General features: G+C 39.5%; 17 protein-coding genes. 14 read left to right on the forward strand and 3 right to left on the reverse strand.

Features of this window, described 5'->3' with window-relative positions; all coding sequences use genetic code 11:
- Positions 1–45: 45 nt before the first annotated feature.
- A complete protein-coding gene (locus IWA51_RS09305; RefSeq protein ID WP_198442199.1) occupies positions 46–492 on the reverse strand; it encodes a hypothetical protein in 447 nt (148 codons plus the stop codon).
- Between the two features lie 9 nt (positions 493–501).
- Here IWA51_RS09305 and IWA51_RS09310 point away from each other — a divergent pair, with 9 nt between their 5' ends.
- The 7 genes from IWA51_RS09310 to IWA51_RS09340 all read left to right on the forward strand — a co-directional run bounded on the left by IWA51_RS09310 (position 502) and on the right by IWA51_RS09340 (position 6,846).
- Positions 502–1,143 (forward strand): hypothetical protein, encoded by a 642-nt coding sequence (locus tag IWA51_RS09310; RefSeq protein ID WP_198442200.1) that lies wholly within the window; start codon positions 502–504, stop codon positions 1,141–1,143.
- A gap of 58 nt (positions 1,144–1,201) precedes the next feature.
- Complete coding sequence (locus IWA51_RS09315; protein WP_215905256.1) at positions 1,202–2,407, forward strand: radical SAM protein; 1,206 nt, start codon at positions 1,202–1,204, stop codon at positions 2,405–2,407.
- Positions 2,395–3,498 carry a hypothetical protein gene (locus tag IWA51_RS09320; RefSeq protein WP_198442202.1) on the forward strand — a complete coding sequence of 368 codons (1,104 nt, stop codon included), beginning with the start codon at positions 2,395–2,397 and terminating at the stop codon, positions 3,496–3,498. The genes IWA51_RS09315 and IWA51_RS09320 overlap by 13 nt, the downstream gene beginning before the upstream one ends.
- The gene (locus IWA51_RS09325; protein WP_198442203.1) at positions 3,485–4,489 is read left to right on the forward strand and encodes a metallopeptidase TldD-related protein; all 1,005 of its coding nucleotides are present in this window, start codon (positions 3,485–3,487) and stop codon (positions 4,487–4,489) included. Before IWA51_RS09320 ends, IWA51_RS09325 begins: the two co-directional genes overlap by 14 nt.
- The gene (locus IWA51_RS09330; RefSeq protein ID WP_198442204.1) at positions 4,477–5,169 is read left to right on the forward strand and encodes an ATP-binding cassette domain-containing protein; all 693 of its coding nucleotides are present in this window, start codon (positions 4,477–4,479) and stop codon (positions 5,167–5,169) included. Before IWA51_RS09325 ends, IWA51_RS09330 begins: the two co-directional genes overlap by 13 nt.
- An 85-nt stretch (positions 5,170–5,254) precedes the next feature.
- Positions 5,255–5,800, forward strand: coding sequence for a transposase (locus IWA51_RS09335; RefSeq protein ID WP_198442205.1), 546 nt, complete (start codon positions 5,255–5,257; stop codon positions 5,798–5,800).
- Positions 5,737–6,846 carry a transposase gene (locus IWA51_RS09340; protein ID WP_230402643.1) on the forward strand — a complete coding sequence of 370 codons (1,110 nt, stop codon included), beginning with the start codon at positions 5,737–5,739 and terminating at the stop codon, positions 6,844–6,846. The genes IWA51_RS09335 and IWA51_RS09340 overlap by 64 nt, the downstream gene beginning before the upstream one ends.
- Positions 6,847–6,958: 112 nt before the next feature.
- Here IWA51_RS09340 and ilvB read toward each other — a convergent pair whose 3' ends face one another.
- Positions 6,959–8,710 (reverse strand): biosynthetic-type acetolactate synthase large subunit, encoded by a 1,752-nt coding sequence (gene ilvB, locus IWA51_RS09345; protein ID WP_198442206.1) that lies wholly within the window; start codon positions 8,708–8,710, stop codon positions 6,959–6,961.
- A 146-nt stretch (positions 8,711–8,856) separates the two neighbouring features.
- Between ilvB and IWA51_RS09350 the strand changes: the two genes are divergently transcribed.
- The 4 genes from IWA51_RS09350 to IWA51_RS09365 are packed head-to-tail and all read left to right on the forward strand — an operon-like array spanning position 8,857 to position 14,860.
- The gene (locus IWA51_RS09350; RefSeq protein WP_198442207.1) at positions 8,857–10,350 is read left to right on the forward strand and encodes an NFACT RNA binding domain-containing protein; all 1,494 of its coding nucleotides are present in this window, start codon (positions 8,857–8,859) and stop codon (positions 10,348–10,350) included.
- A 19-nt stretch (positions 10,351–10,369) separates the two neighbouring features.
- Positions 10,370–11,251 carry a methylenetetrahydrofolate reductase [NAD(P)H] gene (metF, locus tag IWA51_RS09355; RefSeq protein WP_198442208.1) on the forward strand — a complete coding sequence of 294 codons (882 nt, stop codon included), beginning with the start codon at positions 10,370–10,372 and terminating at the stop codon, positions 11,249–11,251.
- On the forward strand, positions 11,241–13,898 hold the full coding sequence (locus IWA51_RS09360; protein WP_198442209.1) for a homocysteine S-methyltransferase family protein: 2,658 nt from the start codon (positions 11,241–11,243) through the stop codon (positions 13,896–13,898). Before metF ends, IWA51_RS09360 begins: the two co-directional genes overlap by 11 nt.
- Entirely contained in the window at positions 13,895–14,860 is a 966-nt protein-coding gene (locus IWA51_RS09365; protein ID WP_198442210.1) for a hypothetical protein, read from the forward strand. The genes IWA51_RS09360 and IWA51_RS09365 overlap by 4 nt, the downstream gene beginning before the upstream one ends.
- Positions 14,861–14,894: 34 nt before the next feature.
- On the opposite strand, the gene IWA51_RS09370 is transcribed toward IWA51_RS09365, so the two are convergent.
- Positions 14,895–16,895 (reverse strand): DEAD/DEAH box helicase, encoded by a 2,001-nt coding sequence (locus tag IWA51_RS09370; RefSeq protein ID WP_230402748.1) that lies wholly within the window; start codon positions 16,893–16,895, stop codon positions 14,895–14,897.
- A gap of 318 nt (positions 16,896–17,213) precedes the next feature.
- On the opposite strand from IWA51_RS09370, the gene IWA51_RS09375 reads away from it, so the two are divergent.
- The 3 genes from IWA51_RS09375 to IWA51_RS09385 all read left to right on the forward strand — a co-directional run bounded on the left by IWA51_RS09375 (position 17,214) and on the right by IWA51_RS09385 (position 21,660).
- Positions 17,214–18,617, forward strand: coding sequence for a hypothetical protein (locus tag IWA51_RS09375; RefSeq protein ID WP_198442212.1), 1,404 nt, complete (start codon positions 17,214–17,216; stop codon positions 18,615–18,617).
- A 191-nt stretch (positions 18,618–18,808) separates the two neighbouring features.
- Positions 18,809–20,908, forward strand: a complete 2,100-nt coding sequence (gene fusA, locus IWA51_RS09380) for an elongation factor G (RefSeq protein ID WP_177527654.1) — start codon at positions 18,809–18,811, stop codon at positions 20,906–20,908.
- A 71-nt stretch (positions 20,909–20,979) separates the two neighbouring features.
- Positions 20,980–21,660 (forward strand): ATPase domain-containing protein, encoded by a 681-nt coding sequence (locus IWA51_RS09385; protein WP_177527655.1) that lies wholly within the window; start codon positions 20,980–20,982, stop codon positions 21,658–21,660.
- The last annotated feature ends 44 nt before the right edge of the window (positions 21,661–21,704 follow it).

Here is a 21,704-nt window from a genome sequence, read left to right on the forward strand (position 1 = left end):
ATTTTACATGGTGGGCATCATGTTTTCTTCCTGCATGGGGTCATATTATTTTTCACAGTCCCTAAAATCTGATTTTTTATGCGGTGTACTTGAATTGGATTTTATATCAAAAAAAAGATTTAGTGTTTTTTTCACAAAGTCAACATTTTCAAATATGCTGTCATTTGTTTTTTTAACGGGATATTCAGTTTTTCTTAATTTTACAGAAATACATTTATTTGAAAACATATTTGATTTTCTATCAGTTTTATTTATTATTCTCAGTTCGAATTTTTTTTCATTCTTTTTATGTACTAAAATTTCAGATGAAAAAATTAATGAATATACAAGTCTGTTCGGACTGGTCGTTCCGATTTTATATTTATCTTTTTGTGAGAAATTAAATTTATCATTGCAGACGGTAACTTCCGTTTTATTTACTCTTGGGTTTACGGTTATAACTGGATTTTTTTCTGCTGCTTCATTTTTGAAGATGAAAATATGGAGTTTCAACAAACTAAAATGAACTATTTTTTTAAGATTATACAAAAAGAAATCAAAGAACAGTTTTTTTCAAAAAAAAGCCTGTTTTTTCTTTTTGCATGTTTTTTGATTATCACATATGTTTCTGTAAAATATACTGTTCCGGTAAAAAGCAAACTGGATTTATATTCTGTTTTTGCCTTAACTGCTAGCCAGAGCATATCAGGAGTAATGCTGAAGTTTTCTTTGTTTTCTGACAAACGGAATCAAATTGTTGAGTCTGTGAAAATTGCAAATAAAACAAGTGTATTTTTTCTTGCCAAAACTGTTACTTATCTGGCAATATCGTTAATTGTTTGTGTATTTTACTATCTTATCTTAATGACTTGCCGTGTAGAATTTCACTTGTATTTTTTCAAAATAATCTGTCTGGTTTTTCTTAACCTGACTGGAATTAACATGACATCAATTATTCTAATTCTTATTGGTGATGAAAAAACGGCAGGATATTTTGGTGGTTTGGGTTTTGTTTTCCCCGTATTGATTTTAATTGTCTTTTCAATTCTTTTTGAAAACCCATTTAATCCTTTTGTGAATATAATTTGTTTTATGACAGCATTAATCACTTTGATTGCAGCTAACGCTCTATACAAAAAAAGCAATTATTATATGGAAATTTAGAATGTTATACTTTAATAAAAATATTAAAACTATAGTCAGACAACCTCAAAATTCTTATTTGAAAATCTTTGACCCAAAAATTAATTATGAATATTCACAAGGAATTAATGAAACCGGTCTTTCAATTTTAGAGTTATTAGCCAAAGAAAATAATCCGAATTCAATTATTGAAAAACTTTCAAACAAATATCATGAAGATAAATACAGTGTTGAACAAAAAGTAAATAAATTTATAATACTGTTAAAAAAAACATGTTTTTTGAATGAAAACGTCAGATATTTTCCACAAGTTATTGGCACAACAAAATATTTCACACCGGATTATATTACTCTTGAATTAACAAAGAAATGTTTGCTTAATTGTTCTCATTGTTACTTAGACAAAACAGAGAAAATTGAAATTTCTGAAAAAAAAATTCATAAAATTCTTGATGACCTGATTAGTATTAAAGTAAGTACTATTCAACTAACAGGGGGTGAACCAATGCTTTACCCTCAAATTGAATATGTTATAGATACCTTGGTAAATAACGGAATAAAAGTATTAATAACAACAAGTGGTTTTTATCCGCCCGAAAAAGAAGATTATATATTAGGACTGATTTCAAAGATTCAAAAAAATCATGGATTTGTACAAGTAAGTTTGGATGGATTAAAAGACACTCACAATTCTATCAGAAAAAATAGAAGTTGTTTTGAACGAACTATAAACGTAATTCAAAAATTAGTCAAAATGAATATTGAAGTACATACGGCTATGTGTGTACAAAAAATTAACTTTAGTGAAGTGGAAGCTGTTACTGCCTTAGTACAGACACTGGGAGTGAAACTTCATAGAATATCAAACATAATAGAAGAAGGAAATGCAACAAAAGAAATTTTAGTTAATACCGAAGAGTTAATTAAAGTTATAAATCACTTTTCTCAGCAATATTCTACAAAAAAATTTGTAGTATCAAATTCTGAATACAGCAGTAAAATTATATCTAACAGAAAGTCCCCAAATTGTGGGTGTGGAACACTTATGTTAACAATTTCTTCAAATTTAGATGTTTATCCATGCACATTAAACAGAACCTCAATGTTTAATTTAAATAAGATTAAATTAATTGAGGGGTTAACAAAATATGGTAAAAAATTCTATAACATAAAGGCTCCTTCTAGAGATGATTGTAATAATTGCAGATATTTACACGAATGTCTAGGTTGCCTTACTCAGGGTATTTTACATAGTAAAATGAAGGAATGTGTATGGCAAAAATAAAGGAACAAATAAAGAATAATATCTCTTTGATAATTTCAAATAACAGAAATTCTATTAATATAAAAACAACTAGTTTTGTTCGTTGTAAAAATAGAATATATTCTCAACAAGTAGAAAATCCTAAATTGAAGTTAAACAAAAATAGTTATAAAGATTCTTTCATCATAAGTAATTATATTGGCAAAGTTGAACAAAAGAAAAGGGGGAACTTACAGTTTATCTATTCTAAATCTTCTGAAAGAGTTATTTTTGATAATAACTTGGAAGATACACGCCAACAAGAATATCTTGAAGCTTCAATGCAGATAGACAATAGAATTAAAACTAAACAATTTTTTGGAAAGAACATAATTGATTTTTTTGAAGCAATTTATAAAAATGAATACATTGACCTTTTTAAAAAAGAAACTATCAAACAGAACGAATTAAAAAGTTTTACTGAAAAAGTTAATTATTTATTACTAAAAGGATCCTCTACAGCTTATATATTTCACGAATTGATTGGACATATGCTTGAAGAAGATATTTATTCTGGAGATAGTATTTTAAGGCATATTTCATTTCCTGAAAATATTATTGTTGAAAATATATCAGAACCATTTTCTCAATTCTTGGGACTAGGAAGTTTGGATGATCGTGGAGACATAATAAAAAATGAGGTTCTTATCAAGGAGAATGAAATAATTTCCGAAATTGGAAAAGGAAATTACAGACAAGAAGATTTTTTTAAGGAACCTTTGCCAAGAATGAAAACAATAAAGGTATCATCAAATATTAATGAAAATATTCCTTTTGATACTAATGATTATTTGGAAATACAAGACTTTATATACGGAAGTGTAAATCCTCAAACTGGTGATATAAAATTATTTGCTACCGAAGGATATTTATCTGGACTATTTCCTATTAAAAATGTAAGAATTTTTGGAAAAATAAATAATATCATAGAGAATTTAATTATAATAAATCAAAATTTTCAATTTAAAATAGCAACCTGTATTAAAAAGGGACAAAAAATTCCTGTTGGCCTTTTTAGTCCGGATAGCATACTATATACAAAAAATTTACGAGTACTTTATGAAAGAAAATAAATTAATATGTAAAGCAAGTTATAACTTTATAGAAGAAAAATTTTCAAAAAATATACTAACTTCTCAATTAGATTACCAAATACAGGAATCTATTAATTTGGTAAATCATACCATAATAACCGAAACAAATTTTATTGCTTTAAACTCAAATACTTTAAGAAAATCTGTGTATTCAAAAAGAAATTTATTTATTCATAATACACAGAGTATATTTATTCATTGTGATATTCTGATAAATCGTATAAAAAGTATAATTAACGAAGCAATATGTATTCAAAATTTTATATTAAATAACTTCTGCTATTCATTTTTCCGTTTAGAAACAACATTAAATAATTTTCTTACTAAAAGTGACCTTATAAATAAGGAGATAATAGAAATTTCAAAATTTGAAAGCTCGGAATTTATTCTTCCCAAAGGATTTTGTATATTTTCATATGAAATAATTCAAAAAGTAATAGAAGCCTTGGCTTTATCTTTAAATGAAAATTATATAAAAGAAAATGCTGTTTTTACAACCATTCCAAATTTTTGTATTGACGAAAGTATCTGTTTGTATGATAACCCGAAATTAAAAAACGGAAGAGTTTATTATAAAAGTACAGCAATAGGTTTTCCTTCTAAAACTCGCAAACTGATTTGCAATGGTAAAATTAAATCTTTATTAACAGAAAAACATAATCTATATAAAAATATTCGTACTAGTTCCAATGAAATTTCATTTTCAAATTTAGAAGTAAAAGTTAAGAAAAAAAGATTTAATGAAAAAGTTTCTTATAATTTCAAATATGCCGCAAATGATTTTTTTATTGATATTTTTACAAACAGAATATCTGGCACTATTTTTGGTTATGAGTTAAATAATTTAGAAAGAGTTTATACAAAACTTGATATATCAATCACCGAGTTTTTATCAGGGGTTTATTCAACTGGTAAATATAAAATTTTTAATGGACATAAGTTGATTGAAATTATAAAATGGATGGAATAATGGAAAAAATACTTGAAATTTCGAATCTTGATTTTTCTTATAAGAGAAAAAATGTGTACGAAAACCTGAATCTTTCTGTTAATAAAGGTGATGTTTTGGGTATACTCGGACATAACGGTGCTGGAAAAACAACTTTATTCAGATTGATTGGGGGAATTTTAAAACCGGCAGGCGGAAGTATAAAATTGTTCCTAAATAAAGGCGAAAATATTGGATTTATGCCCGAAGGACTTGGTTTGTATCCGCGGCTTTCAGGCAAAGACAATCTTGAACTTATTTTTTTACGAAATAATAAAAATATTGATAAAAACCTAATAATGCAGACTCTGGAAGAAATCAAGTTAAAAGATTCAGCATTAACGCCAATAGGAGAATGGTCTACAGGAATGAAAAGAAGACTGTCACTTATTGGAGCCTTAAAATCAAATACAGCATTATGTATGCTTGATGAACCTTTTTTGGGTATAGATCCTGTCAGTCAAAAAATAATGCTTGATTACATAAAAAAAATTCATTCACCAGAACAGACAATACTTGTTTCATGCCATGACCTGAATGTAATTAAACAGATTTGCAATAAAATCATTATAATCAAAGAAGGAAAAATCATAAAACAGACAGATTCACCAGATGAAATCTCTGATATAGAAAATATCTATTTTACTCTGAATAAAGAGTAAAAATAACAACGGGGCTGTCTCAAAAGTACGAGACAGCCTTCATTATTTTAATGACAAACAAATTCATCTGTGCTAAAATTTAAATATGAGCAGAGGCATAAGTGATAAAATCACATTCAAACCATACAGCCAGGAAGAAAGATGGCTGTTACCACCGAGTCTGGACGAGTTGATTCCGCAGAATCATTTAGTAAGAACTGTCAGCAAAACAGTAGATGAACTTAACATCGAAAAAATATTCGCAAAATATACAAAAGGTGGCGGAGCAAGCCGTTACAATCCGGTCATGCTTTTAAAAGTAATGATTTACTGCTACATGACAGGAGTTTATTCTTCACGCCAGATTGCAAAACAGTGCCGCGAAAATATCAATGTAATGTGGCTTGCCGGAAACCAGACTCCGGACTTCAGAACAATCAACAAATTCCGGGGAGAAAAACTGAAGGATGCAATCGAAGAGATTTTCATCTCAACCGTAAAACTTCTCAATATAAAAGGATTCGTCAGTCTTGAAAAATATTTGTTGACGGAACAAAGGTTGAAAGCGCTTCAAACAAATATACTTTCGTGTGGAAAAAAGCAGTTGAGAAAAACGAAAAGAAACTGGATGAAAAACTCCGTGTATTCCTGAAAGAAGTTGAAGAAATAACAGACGTGGAAAACAGAGAATACGGCAACAAAGATCTCGCCGAACTTGGTGAAGACATTACCGTTACAAGTGAAGAAATCAAAGCTGTTGCAGACAAAATTAATAAGAAACTTGATGAAATTGCAGATTCAATCAACGAGGAATCAAAAGACGTTAAAAAAAAACTGAAAAAAGCAAAACGGCTGATTGAAAAAGACTATCTTCCAAGAAAAGAAAAATACGAAAAAGCAAATGCGACATTCAAGGGCAGAAACAGCTATTCAAAAACAGATGAAGACGCCACTTTTATGCGCATGAAAGAAGATGCAATGCTCAACGGACAGCTCAAGCCGGGTTATAACATTCAGGTCGGAACTGAAAATAATTTTGTAATTGGTTATGATGTATTTCCGAATCCAACAGATACAAGAACTCTGAAACCTCATCTTGAAAATGTAATGAACCGCCTGGACTGCAAATTTGAAACAATAATTGCCGATGCCGGTTATGGGAGTGAAGAAAATTATGATTATCTTGAAGAAAAAGAAATTATTGGAGCAATAAAATATTCAACTTACGAAAAAGAAACAAAGCGCAGTTTCAAAAAGAAAACATTCAATTTTGAAAACTGGAATTATGATTCAAATCAAAAACTGTATACCTGTCCGGCCGGAAATCCTGTTCCCTACAAAAAAACGGTAACAAAGAAAAATCATTCCGGTTATCTTCAAACTTATGATGTTTACCAGTGTGACAATTGTGAAGGCTGTCCTTACCGGGAATTATGTACAAAGTCAGAATATGGACGAATGATTCAAAGAAATGAACACTGGCTGGAACAAAAATCGAAAGTAAAAAATCTTCTCGCAACAGATGAATATAAGAAACTCATGAAAAAACGTTCGACAGAGTGTGAAACTGTCTTCGGTCAGATAAAAGACAACCAGAAATTCCGCAGATTTCATCTTCGCGGTTCAAAAAAAGTCGGAACAGAATGGGGTTTGTTGATGCTTGGTTATGATTTTAAGCAGCTTGCAAGACTGAGCTAAGAAACCAACGAGCAGGGAAAAGTCGACTTATGGAAAAAAGGATTTTGAAATGAAAAAAAAAGGCTGTCCTTATGAAGTGTTGGATAACTTCTAAGACAGCCCCATTGTTTTTTTATCTCACCGCGTCTATATTTGCTTTTCCGGCGGGAACAAAGGGCAGAACATTTTCCTGCATGTCAATTCCCAGCTTAACAAAGTGGGGACCTGCGGCAAAGGCTTTTTCATACCATTTGTCATCTGCAAGTGCATCAACTGCATCTATTCCAAAACCGGCGGCGACTTTCATAAAGTCCGGAACCTTTTTAAAAATACTTGCGCTGTAATTTTTGTCAAACAGATATTCCTGCTGCTGTCTTACCATACCCAGCGAACCGTTCTGAAGAACAATTACAGTAACATTAAGATTCAGTTCGGCAAGGGTAGCAAGTTCCTGAATATTCATAAGAATACTTCCGTCACCAGAAATGCACACTACCCTCTTCTGCGGGTTTGCAACAGCCGCTCCCAAGGCAACAGGAAGACCAAATCCCATTGTTCCAAGAGAACCGCTTGTAAGAAACTGACGCGGAAGTTCAACAGGGTAATACTGTGCGCTCCACATCTGGTGCTGGCCTACGTCTGTCGTAACAATAATATCCTCTGCGGCAACACCGGCCTTTGCAGCAAATTCCGGAATGGAACGGATAAACGCTCTTGGGTTAACAGACTCAAGGTTTGCAGGCCGGCCCAGTTCAACAGTTTTTGTCTGCACAAAAATTTCTGCAAGTGAAGAAACCCAATCTTTTCTTGCGGCTGCAGCCTCTTCATTACCGCTGCCCTTAACAGAACAGACCGCGGCAACTTTTTCTGCCAAAAGCGGAACAGCACTTTCTACATCTTTTACAAGCGCTTTGTACGCCGGAAGAATTTTATTTATTTCGGCTGCGTCAATGTCTATATGAAGAATTTTTGCATCAGGACAGAATTTTGAAATAACACCGGTTGCCCTGTCATCAAAACGCACGCCCATTGCAAGCACAACATCGGCGTCATGCATTGCCCTGTTTGCAGCATAGTTTCCGTGCATTCCCAGCATACCAAAATTGTTTTTTGCAGAAGACGGAACAGCACCTATTCCCATAAGGCTCGAAACCACTGCGCAGTCATAAACAGAAAGCAAAGCGGCAATCGCACGAGAAGCATCAGAAGAATTACAACCGCCGCCGGCATAAAGAACCGGCTTTTTTGCAACCGCAAGTGTCTGTGCCATAGTTTCTATTACAGCAGGAACTTCACTTTCGGGAGTGCAGAATTTCTTTGCAAGGGCAGAATGCTTTCCTTCATAAACAGACGCAATTTTTGGCCAGTCTTCAAATTCTACAACTGCAGTCTGAACATCACGCGGCACATCTATAAGAACAGGTCCCGGCCTTCCGCTTACAGCAATAGCAAAAGCCTGCGGAACAACCGTAAGAAGATCCAGTGCGTTTTTTACCATAACACTGTGCTTTGTAATAGGAAACGACAGACCGAATGTATCGGCTTCCTGAAAAGCATCTGTTCCGATAAGGGCGCTGTTGACCTGGCCGGTAAATGCAACAATAGGAACGGAATCACAGCGGGCATCGGCAATCGCAGTCAGAAGATTCATTGCGCCCGGTCCGCTTGTTGCCATACAGACAGCAGGAATTCCGGTAGAGCGCGTCATACCCTGTGCAATAAAACCTGCAGCCTGCTCCTGTCGTACAAGAATATGGTTTATTCCGCTTTTATTCAATTCATCATACAAAGGCAAAATAGATCCGCCGGGAATTCCCGCAACGGTCTTAATTCCTTCCAATTCAAGAAGTTTAACAATTATCTGAGAACCAGTGGCTTTTATCATAGCCTTTGATTTTATACGTTACTGCCGATTTTTTCAACGGCTGATTGTCTTAATTATCTTAATATAGTCTTATTGTTGAAATTTTACCGTATAAAATGATATAATAGAAGGCACGTGCCAAGTCAAAACTTAAGCGGAGTTACTGCATGTCTCTTAACTGCAATGAAATAAACACTATTCTGAGCGAACTTGACCTTCCGGGTTCTTTTATTCAGGAAATTGTCCAGCCGGGGTTCGACACACTCGCATTCAGAATTGTAAACAAAGGAAGCGTTTCTACAATAATAATTTGTACGGCACCCCAAGCCTGCAGAATAAACGAAACACGCACGCGCATACCCAAAAACGAAAAACCGCTGCGCTTTAATGAATTTTTAAAATCACACATTCAGGGAATGAGAATAAATTCCTGCCGCCAGATTGCACTTGACCGCATAATAAAAATGGACGTTTCTACATGGAAGGAACGCTTTTTTATTTACATAAGACTCTGGTCGGGAGCAGCAAATGTTATCGTAACAGATGAAGCCGGAATCATCCAGGACTGCATGTTCCGCAGACCAAAAAAAGGTGAAGTAACAGGCGGAACTTTTGAAATTCAGGAAAGAGAAGCAACTGCCGAAGAAAAAAAAGAAGCGCTTCAAAAATTCCCGGTGCGTACCTTTGACGAAATTACAGCAGAATATTCCGGGAAAAATACAGCAACACATTCCGCAGCAGGTTCCGCAAAAAAAGAACAGCCGCTCACCTTTAACCGTAAAGTAGATATTTTCTATTCTGAACACGCACACATTCTTTCAAGAGAAACGCTGCTTGCACAGGCACAGAAATGGTACAACGTAAAGCACAGCAAAATGGAAGCAGCCCTCCAGAGACTTCTTGAAAAGCAGAATAACTTTTCTGACGCGGCAAAACTCAAGCACACCGGCGATCTTATTTTATCTTTCGGACAGGATGCCAAAGGCGGAATGCTCGACTGCACTGACTACGACACAGGACTTGAAGTTCACATAAAAATAGATCCTTCCAAAAGCGTTCAGGAAAATGCAGCCGTGTACTACGAACAGTACAAAAAAGCAGTTTCGGGACAGGATGCACTCGCGCATGATATTGATATGGCAAAAAAAACAATTGCCGCACTGGACGCGCAGTACAACGCAATGCTCAACGAAAAAAATGTCATAAAGATTGAGCAGATGCTCAGAAAAGACACAAAGCCCAAACAGAAAACAGAAAAACCGCATGCCGGTCTTCATTACGAAATTGACGGATGGACAATAATTGTAGGAAGAACCGCAGCAGAAAACGACGAACTTCTGCGCCACACCGTAAAAGGACAGGACATGTGGCTTCACGCAAGAGACTATGCAGGCGGTTACGTATTCATCAGGGCAAGGCGCGACAAAACAGTTCCGCTGGACATTCTTCTGTATGCCGGAAACCTTGCAGTATACCACTCGAAGGCAAGGCGCAACGGACAGGCAGATCTTTATTACACGCAGGTAAAATATTTAAGAAGGGCAAAAAACGGTCCAAAAGGGCTTGTTCTTCCAACGCAGGAAAAAAATCTTCTGGTTAAAATTGACGAACAGCGTCTAAGAAAACTGGACGAATTAGAAAAATCTGCACAATCAATATAGAAGCAAAAAAGGGGTTACAATGAAAATAACAAATATTCTTAAAGAAAAAAAAGTTCTTCTGTCATTTGAAATTTTTCCTCCAAAGCAGCAGGCAAATTTTGACAACGTTGTTTCTGCGGCAAAAGAACTGAGCGCACTCAACCCTGACTTCATGAGCATAACATGGGGAGCAGGCGGAACAACAAAAGGCAACACTGTAGAAATCGCTTCAAAACTCATAGACTTCGGAACACCGGCACTGGCGCACTTAACCTGCGTAGGAAATACAAAAAACGAAGTAGAAAAAGTAATTGCCAAAATGAAAGCAAACAAAATAGAAAACGTACTTGCACTCCGCGGTGACATTCCGCAGAATTCAGATTCAGGCTCTGTACTTACAGAAGGTCTTACCCACGCAAGCGATCTTGTGCGCATACTCAAAGACCATGGCATGTGTGTAGGAGGAGCATGTTACCCCGAAGGACATCCCGAAAGCGCCAACAGACAGGACGACATGGACAATCTTATGTACAAAGTTGATTCCGGCGTAGACTTTCTTACAACACAAATGTTTTTTGACAACAACATGCTCTACAGTTATCTATACAGGCTTCAGAGCAGAGGAATACATGTTCCGGTATTTGCAGGAATAATGCCAATTACAAACAGCTCACAGGTAAGCAGAATGATAAAACTTTCTTCGGCATACGTTCCTGCAAAGCTTCTTTCAATCTGCGACAAATTTGAATACAAACCCGAAGCAATGAGACAGGCTGGAATAGCATACGCCACAGACCAGATTATTGATCTCATAACAAACGGCGTACGTGGCATTCACATTTACACAATGAACAAACCGTCAATAGCAGAAGACATTTTAAAAAACATAGACTCAATCATAAAGGCAAGCAATGAATTATAAAAACAGTGCAACAACAAACGCTGACCAAAAAAAAGATTTCAGGCAGTTTTTAAAATCAAAAATCAGCGAAGGAAAATGCATTTTCTTTGACGGCGGAATGGGAACCATGATTCAGAAAACGGTTGCCGTAAAATATGCCGTTCCCGAAGATTTGAATTTCTACAGCCCGGACTCAATAGAAAACATACATCTCATGTACCTTAACGCCGGATGTGACATCGTAACAACAAACTCATTCGGCGCCAACCCCATAAAACTCGAACATGCCGCACATTCAGCAGAAGAATACATCACAAAGGCCGTACAGATAGCGCACGCTGCAGTCCAAAAACATGAAGCAGAATCTTCAAGCACAGGCGCAGAACAAAAGCCGCACTACATCGCGTGGGACTCTGGGCAGATAGGAAAACTCATGGAACCGATGGGAAGTCTTACCTTTGACGAAGCCTACGAATCCTATAAAAAAGCCGCAGTCACCGCAGAAAAAGCCGGAGCCGATCTTGCACTTATAGAAACGATGAGCGACCTTTACGAAGTCAAAGCGGCAGTTCTTGCAATAAAAGAAAACACTTTCCTTCCCATAATTGCCAGCATGACTTTCCAGCCCAATCTGCGAACACTCACCGGAGCCGATGCCGAAACCTGCGTAACCTATCTTGAATCGCTCGGAGTAGACGTACTTGGGTTTAATTGCGGCGGCACTCTTGAAGAAGACGAACAGCTCGCACAACAGTACTGCACTTTTTCACACATACCTGTTCTCGTTCAGCCCAACGCGGGACTTCCTGTTGTCATAGACGGAAAAGACGTATTCAAAACAGAACCACATGAATTTGCCCTGTCGCAGAAAAAAAATTTTATGACGGGAGCGGCAGTTCTGGGAGGCTGCTGCGGAACAACGCCTGCACACATAGAAGAAATGGTAAAAGTCGTTTCAGAACTTACCCGCACCCAGAATGAAAACAAATCGGACTGCGCAAGAATATGTTCAGGAAACAAAACCGTAAGAATAGGCGGAACAGCAGGACCTGTCATTGTAGGAGAAAGAATAAATCCCACAGGAAAGAAAAAATGCCGTGAAGCACTTATCGCACAGAACATGGACTTTATTCTTTCAGAAGCCCAAAGCCAGATAGAAGGCGGGGCTCATGTACTGGACGTTAACACGGGACTTCCAGAAATTGACGAAGCTGCCATGATGCTCAAAGCCGTGCGCACAATCCAGTCAACATTCAACACACCGCTTCAGATAGACTCAAGCGAACCGCATGTAATAGAAAAAGCGCTCAGATACTACAACGGAAAACCACTTGTAAACAGCGTAAACGGAAAGCGCGAATCAATGGACAAAATATTTCCGTTAATAAAAAAATACGGGGGAGCAGTAGTTGCACTTTGTATTGACGAAGACGGAATAGCGCCGTCTGCAGAAGGACGGGTTGCAGTTGCAAAACGCATAATTGCCGAAGCCCAAAAATACGGAATACAGCCGCGCGATATTTTTATAGACACGCTTACGCTCACGGTAAGTTCAGAACAAAAAACTGCACTTGAAACAGTCAGGGCAATAAAAATTCTGCATGATGAATTTTCAGAGCAGGGACTGGGGTTCATTCTTGGCGTTTCAAACATTTCGTTCGGGCTTCCAAGACGCGACATAATAAACAGTCGTTTCTTTATGCTGGCCCTGAACGCAGGATTAAGCGCATGTATAATAAACCCGGCCAGCGCACAGATGATGGACACTTACAGGGCATACAGAACACTGGCTGGATTCGATTTGAACTGCATTGACTTCATTAACACATACACAGGTACACTGGACCCGACCACAAAAAAGGCACGTGACGCGGTGGTCGAGCAGGCTTTAAAAAACGGAACCGTAAGGCCGGCAGAAGAAAACGCGCAGTCCGCTAACACGGTGGCGGCAGTCCCCTTAACTTCCTCACCACAGCCCTCTTCTGCAACAGAAAATTCACTCAGCACAGAAAAGTGCTCTTCCGCAACCGATGAAACAGAGCTCATCAAAATAATAGAAAACGGCTTCAAAGACCGCGCCGCCGTCGTAACAGAACGGCTGCTTCAAAACAAAAAACCTGTAGAAATAATAAACGGTTGCATTGTTCCCGCACTGGACAGTGTAGGAAAAGATTTTGAAAACGGAAAAAAATTTCTTCCGCAGCTGTTGCTCAGTGCAGAAACAGTAGGAAACTCTTTTTCAAAAATAAAGGAAAATCTTGCCGCAACAGGAGCAAAACAGGAAAGCAAAGGTACAATTGTTCTTGCAACAGTTTACGGTGACATTCACGATATAGGAAAAAACATCGTAAAGGCCATGCTCGAAAACTACGGTTACACTGTCATTGACCTTGGAAAAAATGTACCTGCCCAGACCATAGTAGACACTGTAATAAAACACAATATACAGCTTGTAGGGCTAAGCGCACTTATGACCACAACCGTCGCCAACATGGAAAAAACAATCAGTCTTTTGAAAACAACACTTTCAGAACATGGAAGAGAATGCGCTATAGTTGCAGGAGGCGCTGTTCTTACAGAAGACTATGCAAAAAAAATAGGAGCAGACTATTACTCAAAAGATGCCATGGAAACAGTAGCAGTTGCAAAAAAGGTATTTGGAAAATGAAAAATACTAACAGCAAAACCACAAAAAAAGAATTCCCGTACCGCCAGGGAACAGCAAAGGCACCGTCAGAAAAAAGAATCAGAAAATTCGCAGGAAGGCCGTTAAAATCATTCAACGTACTTTATGCATATGCAACACTTCCAATCGGCCACATTCTGGGACTGCCCGCAATTGCATCATACATATTTGTTGTCGCAAACAAATTCTTTATGCTCCAGTACCTGCAGAAAATCCACATTTTTCATTTCCCAGTAAAACACGTAGACAACGAACTGGATCAGAAAGTTCCGTTTAGGCCTGACCATATTGACTGCTATCTTGATTTTATAAATTACTGGATACGCCCTATTGTAATGATGCAAAAAAGATTCGGCATAAAACAGGGAGCAAAACTTTCTATAGAATTCCTGCGTTACATTAAACGCTGCTACAAAGAAGCATACAAAATGTACACATACTCAATGACTACAACATACCGCCCCAAATGCCCCGAATCAAGAGCCGTAACAAATGTTCAGAGAGCAGACCCGCATTACCTGTGTGTTCCAAGCCTGCATATTGTCGTAGTATGCCTGTGCTACAGTTTTTACAGAATGCTTTTCAAGAGAGAATCATTTACACAGCAGGAAAGCGAACAATGGAACAGCGAATTGTATGCTCAGGCTGTTGCCATAGGTGAAACTGTTCTCTACGTAAAACAGCACAGCGTAAACTGCATTCCGGCGGCGCTGTATATGCTTACAAAAATTACTCCAGAACTTTTTACGCCGCAGATGGCAGTAAACTTTATAAACGATCTCTTCAAAAACTCAACCGATATTACGGATGCAGACAAAAAAGAAATCAATTCTTACATTCAGTTTATGTTTGAAAGGCTTTTACTCGAAGGTGCCCTGGAAGATGACTGGAGGGTTCCTGTAATCAGGTGGCTCGACAGTTACAAGCCGTACGAGCCTCAATAAAAAAAGGGCCGCCCCTTAAAGACAGCCCGTTGCATTAATATTCCTGTGACGAAGACGACTTCTTGAAGAAAGATGCCTGTCCGCTTCGCTGGGTTGCAGTATGTACACCCGGTCTTGAATGCGAACCGCCCTTTGCCCCTCTTGAACGGAATCCGTCACGGTTTCTGTCGCGGTCCCTGAATCCACGGTCGCGTCTGTCACCGCGGTCAAAGTCACGTCGGCCGCCGCGTCTTCTTCCAAAAGAGTCACCCCTTCCAGCAAAGTCAACCTTTGTATCCTGGTGCATGTGTGGAATTCCTGAATCTGACGCAGAAAGTTCAAGAGCCTTTTTTCCGGCTTCAACAGGAAGACTCAAAAGACAGAATCTGTCGGCCATATCAATGTTATCTACCTGGCGTCCCTGAATGTTAAGAAGGTTGCTGAAGTAGTCTGCAATCTTTCTTGGATTGTAGCCGTCCTGCCATCCCATCTGAACATAAAGCCTTATCTGGTCATCACCGACAGTAACACTTCTGCGGGAACCACGGTCACGTTCTCTGCGGTCTCCCCTGTCAGAACGGTCAAAATTGCGTCCGCCTGAAACCGTATTGATTTTTCCATAACGATTCTTGCTGAGCATTCCGCCGTATGTTGCAGAAAGAAGTGAAGCTACAACTTCCTGGGCATTCTGACCGGAACAGAGCTCTTCGGCCATTGTTTCAAAAATAGGATCACCCTTTCTGAGGTGAGGTACAGAAGCTTCTTCTGCATTTTCTGTATCTGTGTTTTCCAAAGAAGCGGCACGTTCTGCATTGAGTCCAAGGCTGTTTTTGATGTCGTCAAACAGACGTCCTCTTTTTGCAGTAAGAACGTCTTCAACAGAAGGAATTGTTCCCTCGTTCATTTCGCCTTTTGCACTTCTTCTGATTGCACTTCTAAGATAACCGAGGCGTCTTTTTTCTTCAGGGCGCACAAAAGTTATTGCCATTCCCGTAGCACCGGCGCGACCTGTACGTCCGATGCGGTGAACGTATGTCGGACCGTCAAACGGCAACTCGTAGTTGACGACATGTGTAAGTCCTTCAATGTCAATTCCGCGGGCTGCAACATCTGTAGCTACAAGAATGCGTGTCTTCTTTGAGCGGAATCTTGCAAGGATCTTTTCGCGCTGTCCCTGGGGAATATCACCGTGAAGGGCTGCAACCTGGTAACCTTTTTCGTCCAGAGCCTTGCAGACATAATCGGCATCTGTCTTTTTCTGAACAAAAACAAGTCCAAAGAAATCCGGCGAAATATCAATAAGGCGCACAAGAGCTTCGACTTTTTCGTTTTCGCGCACCATCCAGTATTTCTGTTCAATAAGAAGCGGCTCTTCTTCATGTCCCTCTTCTTCTACAATCTCGTAGTCACCCATAAACTTCTGGGCAATCTTAAGAATAGGAGCGGGAATTGTCGCACTAAACAAAAGAACGCGGCAGTCAGGATTTGCACATGAAAAAATATTTTCGATGTCATCAACAAATCCCATGTCAAGCATTTCGTCGCCTTCGTCAAGAATAAAATAGTCAATCTTGTCAAGGTTAAGAACGCCGCGGTCAATCAAATCCTGAACACGTCCCGGAGTTCCGACAACAATTTCTACACCGCGCTTAAGTGAACGTATCTGCTCTCCAATAGAAGCACCACCGTAAACTACAGCTGTACGCGGATATTTCCCTGTAGAAAAAGAAGCCATTTCTGTACAGGTCTGCATGGCAAGTTCACGTGTAGGCTCAAGAATAACTGCCCTTACGTGGTCGCCTTCACTTCTAAGCTGCTGTACAAGCGGGAGTCCAAAAGCCGCCGTTTTGCCTGTACCGGTACGAGCACGTGCAATAACATTGGCATCTCCGTTCAAAAGGCGCGGAATTGCCAGTACCTGAATAGGAGAAGGTGTAACAAAACCCTTGCGTTCAATTGCAGCAAGAGTTATCTCATCAAGTCCAAGGTCCGCAAAAGAAATTGCATCAGAATCATTTTCTCTGGATTCATCAGCACCGATTTCTTCTGAGGGCATAGCTAGGACGTCATCAAACTGATCATTGATTTCTTCCATAACGGTTCCTCTTTAAAACCCACATGAAGGCCCAGAACCGCTTTTGAAAAACATAAACTATACAACACTAAGTTAGATTTTCCCCTGTACCTAGAAGCGGTTACAGACAGACATGCAAATATAAGTAAAATTTCGCATATTGTACAGTTTTTTACCCTTAATTGCAAGAACCAAAGCCCGATTCCGCAGAAATTAAAACAAAATAAACCGAATCCATTTTTTTCTGCTTATTTTTAATTTTTTTTGTCAAACTGGAATTCCACGGCATATATATAAGTGATGAGAAAATTTATTTTAATAACAGCAGCCGTTTTGTTCCTGCCAAAATCTGTCTTTCCGCAGAAAAAGCCGGCCGGAACAAACTGGGCCTTCGAAACATACACATCGGTAAGTTCCTGCATTGAACAGCCGAGTCTAAGATACGACGCAGGAACAAGCATAAGCGCGGGCTGCCTTAAAATAACAGCCGGAACGGGAACCGACAAAATCAATCTAAATAAGGCAGGTGACTTTTCGCCTCAGGACATTGCCTCTTTCCATAAGGTCAGATACGGCGCACGCATTAACAAAAATGTAAACTTTCTTCCATTAAATATAGATTTACTGGCAGGTACGCTGTCTTTTTCGGGAACAGTTTCGCGCCTTAAAAACCCTGTTCCCTCAGTTCCGTCAGCATTATGCAGGCCAATAACACTCACGCCCGGTATAAACCCCTCGCTCCCTTCCTTTACCAGTGCACAAAAACCGTTTTCGGCAGCAATAAGTCTTGCACCGTCAGACAAACATTCACTTATGCCGCGGCTTCAGGCAGCATATATTCCTGACTGCGAATTCATTCTGGCCGCTGACAAATCTTTCAGTGCAGGTCCGTTTCCAAAAATTTCACTTTCGGTAACCGCAGCTTCCCTCAAGTACGGGACAGGCGCTTCTTCGTCCTGGTTTCTTTCAAAAAAAGCATTTCCCCAAAAAAACTACGCGGCCCTCGGTGCAGAAGCAAATTTTATGGCACCCGCTTTCAGAAGTTCCACAGCCTTTGGAATATACGAAAATCCGTTCGGAGGCGTGCTTCCATGGGTCAGAACACACAATTTTCTTGTTCTGGGGGATTTTATGCTGGGAACATCCTATTTTGTTTCGGACCCGCAGACAATTACTTCATCCGGAACAGTACCTTCAACAAAAGAAAGCATCAGTATAACACCGCAGTACACATTCCGCCTTGAAAAATCGGCAGTTGCAGCAGGACTTACAGCACACGCCGCAAGAAAAAGACAGAGTGGCAAAAGCGGAACAGAATATGCATTTTTCTGCACAAAAGCAGCACTTTCATATAAAACACGGGGACTTTCGTCAACCCTTTCGCAAAGCACAGAAATAAGCCTCGAAAACGAAGAACCGGCTTTAAAAAATTCAGTTCAGTGCAGCGTAAAAAAGACCTTCGGATCTTTATATTCGGGAACAAGCGTTTCGTTTGCAAAAAAAACATCTTCTTCAAAACTTTCTGCGTCACAGAGTCTTTCACCAAAAAATTCAATACTGCAGCGCAGTACCGCAGACTTTTCAATAACACTTGCAGAAGAACCTGAATTCGAATGTGGAATTTCGGCTTCTTTCGGCAGTAAAAGCAAAAATTTCAGATGGACTGCAAAAATCGCTCTGGATTACACTGTACAGCTTGAATGAAAATTGCACAGAATAATGACATTTATTGCAAAGTTAAACTATTTAACGCAAATATTTGCAATAACAATGAAATTCTATTGAAATTACCGATTTTTTCTATTATAGTATCTAGAATGATTGCATTGTGCACAGCCATCTTTTTCGGTTGCATCATGCACAGACTCAAGATTCTTTTTTGAGAGGTATACAATATGAGCTTTGATATTACAAAAGTACGTAATATCGGAATCAGCGCCCACATTGACTCTGGTAAAACAACACTGTCAGAACGTATCTTGTTCTACTGCAACAAGATTCATCAGATCCATGAAGTACATGGCAAAGACGGCGTTGGCGCTGTTATGGATAACATGGAACTGGAGCGTGAGCGCGGAATCACAATTCAGTCTGCAGCTACACAGGTTCAGTGGAAGGACACAACGATTAACCTTATCGACACTCCGGGCCACGTTGACTTTACAGTCGAAGTAGAACGCTCGCTCCGTGTTCTTGACGGTGCTATCCTTGTTCTCTGTGCAGTTGCCGGTGTTCAGTCACAGTCAATCACTGTAGACCGCCAGTTAAAGCGCTATCATGTTCCCCGCATCGCATTCGTTAACAAGTGCGACCGCCAGGGTGCAAATCCACTCCGTGTCTGCAAACAGCTCCGCGAAAAGCTCGGTCTTAACTCCTACATGGTAGAGCTTCCTATCGGTCTCGAAGACAAGCTCCAGGGTGTTGTAGACCTTATCGCCATGAAAGCATACTACTTCGAAGGAAACGACGGTGTAGACGTACGCGTCGCAGAAATTCCTGCAGAACTTGTTGATGAAGCAAAGGCAAAGCGCGAGGAACTCCTTGACGCAGCATCTATGTTCGATGACTCCCTCATGGAAGACATCATGGAAAACGGATACGACAACGTAGACCAGGACAAAATTATTGCAGCTATCCGCAAGGGAACACTTGCAGAGCAGTTTGTAGCCGTATACTGCGGTTCTGCCCACATGAACAAGGGTATCCAGCCGCTTCTTGACGGTGTTATCCGCTATCTGCCGAACCCGACTGAAGTACATAACTACGGTCTTGACCTTGACAACAACGAAACTCAGGTAGAGCTTTTCAATGTTGCAGACAAGCCCTGTGTTGCACTCGCATTCAAACTTGACGACGGACAGTACGGACAGCTTACTTATGTCCGCATCTACCAGGGAAAGATTGTAAAGGGTGACGAACTCTTCAATACTAGAGCACAGAAAAAGTTCAAGGTTGGTCGCATTGTCCGCATGAACTCTGCTGCAATGGAAGATATTAACGAAGGACAGCCTGGTGACATTATCGCCCTGTTCGGTGTTGATTGTGCATCAGGAGACACTTTCTGCGGCGGCGGACTCAACTATGCAATGACTTCAATGTTCGTTCCTGAACCTGTTATTTCAGAAGCCATTACACCTGTTAACAAGTCAGATGCAGCCAACATGTCAAAGGCTCTCAACAGATTTACAAAGGAAGACCCGACATTCCAGACTTACGTTGATCCTGAATCAAACCAGACAATCATCAAGGGAATGGGTGAGCTTCACCTTGCAGTTTATGTAGAACGCATGAAGCGTGAATACAAGTGCGAAGTTGTAGTTTCACAGCCAGAAGTAGCATACCGCGAATCAATCACACAGCGCGCAGACTTCAACTACACACACAAGAAGCAGACTGGTGGTTCCGGACAGTACGGCCGCGTAGCCGGATTCATGGAGCCTATTTCTGACAAGGACTACGAGTTCGTAGACGCAATCAAGGGAGGAGCAATTCCTAACGAATACATTCCTTCCTGCGACAAGGGATTCAAAAAAGCTCTCGAAAAGGGTTCACTTATCGGTGCACCTGTTGTCGGCGTAAGATGTACAATCAATGATGGACAGTACCACCCTGTTGACTCTTCAGATATCGCTTTCCAGACTGCTGCTATCGGAGCATTCCGTGAAGGATACTCAAAGGCAAAACCTGTTATTCTTGAGCCTATCATGAAGGTTCAGCTTGCAGGACCTGCTGAATTCCAGGGAAATATGTTTGGTCTTATAAACCAGCGCCGCGGTGTTATCATTGACTCTTCTGATGAAGCCGGAAACTCAACTGTCAACGCAGAAGTTCCTCTTTCAGAAATGTTCGGATTCTCAACAATTCTCCGCTCTTCTACACAGGGAAAGGCAGAATTCACAATGGAATTCGAAAAGTACGGAAAGGTTCCTAACGCTGTTGCAGACGAGCTTATCAAGGCTTATGCAGAAAAGCGCAAGGCCGGATTGGCAAAATAAGTGAATGTGTGCTGCACTGACCAATAATCAGTGCGGTACATGATTAGTCAGAATCCTAAGAGGGAATTATTATGGCAAAACAGGAACTTTTTGAGCGCAGTCCTATCCGCGCATTTGATGAAGCTACAAACGGTGGACTCAAGGCTGGAGAACTCGGACTTGTTACTGCAAAGAAGGGTCTCGGAAAGACATCCGTTCTGGTTCAGTTTGGAATGGACACTCTTCTGAATGGAAAACAGCTTGTTCACGTTTCATTTGACCAGCACAGCGAAAATGTCATTTCCTGGTACGACGGAATCTACAACGAGATTTCAAAGAAAAAGACTATCGCAAATGCAGCAGATGTAAAGGATCAGATTGTACGCAACCGCACAATCCTTAACTTTAATCAGGATAACTTTAATCTTGAAAAGGTTGTCAACACACTTAACGCACTTAAAGCCGGCGGAATCGCTGTTGCAGGTGTAGTTATTGACGGTGTAGACTTCTCTAAAGTTAAGGAAGCAGACATTCAGGCTGTTGCAAGCTATGCAAAAGCTACAAAGACAAGAGTCTGGATCAGTGCAACTGCAGAAGGAGACAAACTTGAGGATTCAGCTCCCAAGGCTCTTCTCGAATACTTCACTGCAGTAATTCATCTTGTTTCCAAGAGTTCTGTAACACAGGTAAGCATCCTTAAGATGGGCAAAAAGACGGACCTTGAGTCCACGCTTAAGCTTGATTCAAAGACGCTTCTTATTACAAACATCTAAATCAAGAAAAGCGGCCTTCACTGAGGGCCGTTTTTTTATTAAAA

Origin of the sequence: Treponema peruense (assembly GCF_016117655.1) — a bacterium.
Taxonomy (GTDB): Bacteria; Spirochaetota; Spirochaetia; order Treponematales; family Treponemataceae; genus Treponema_D; species Treponema_D peruense.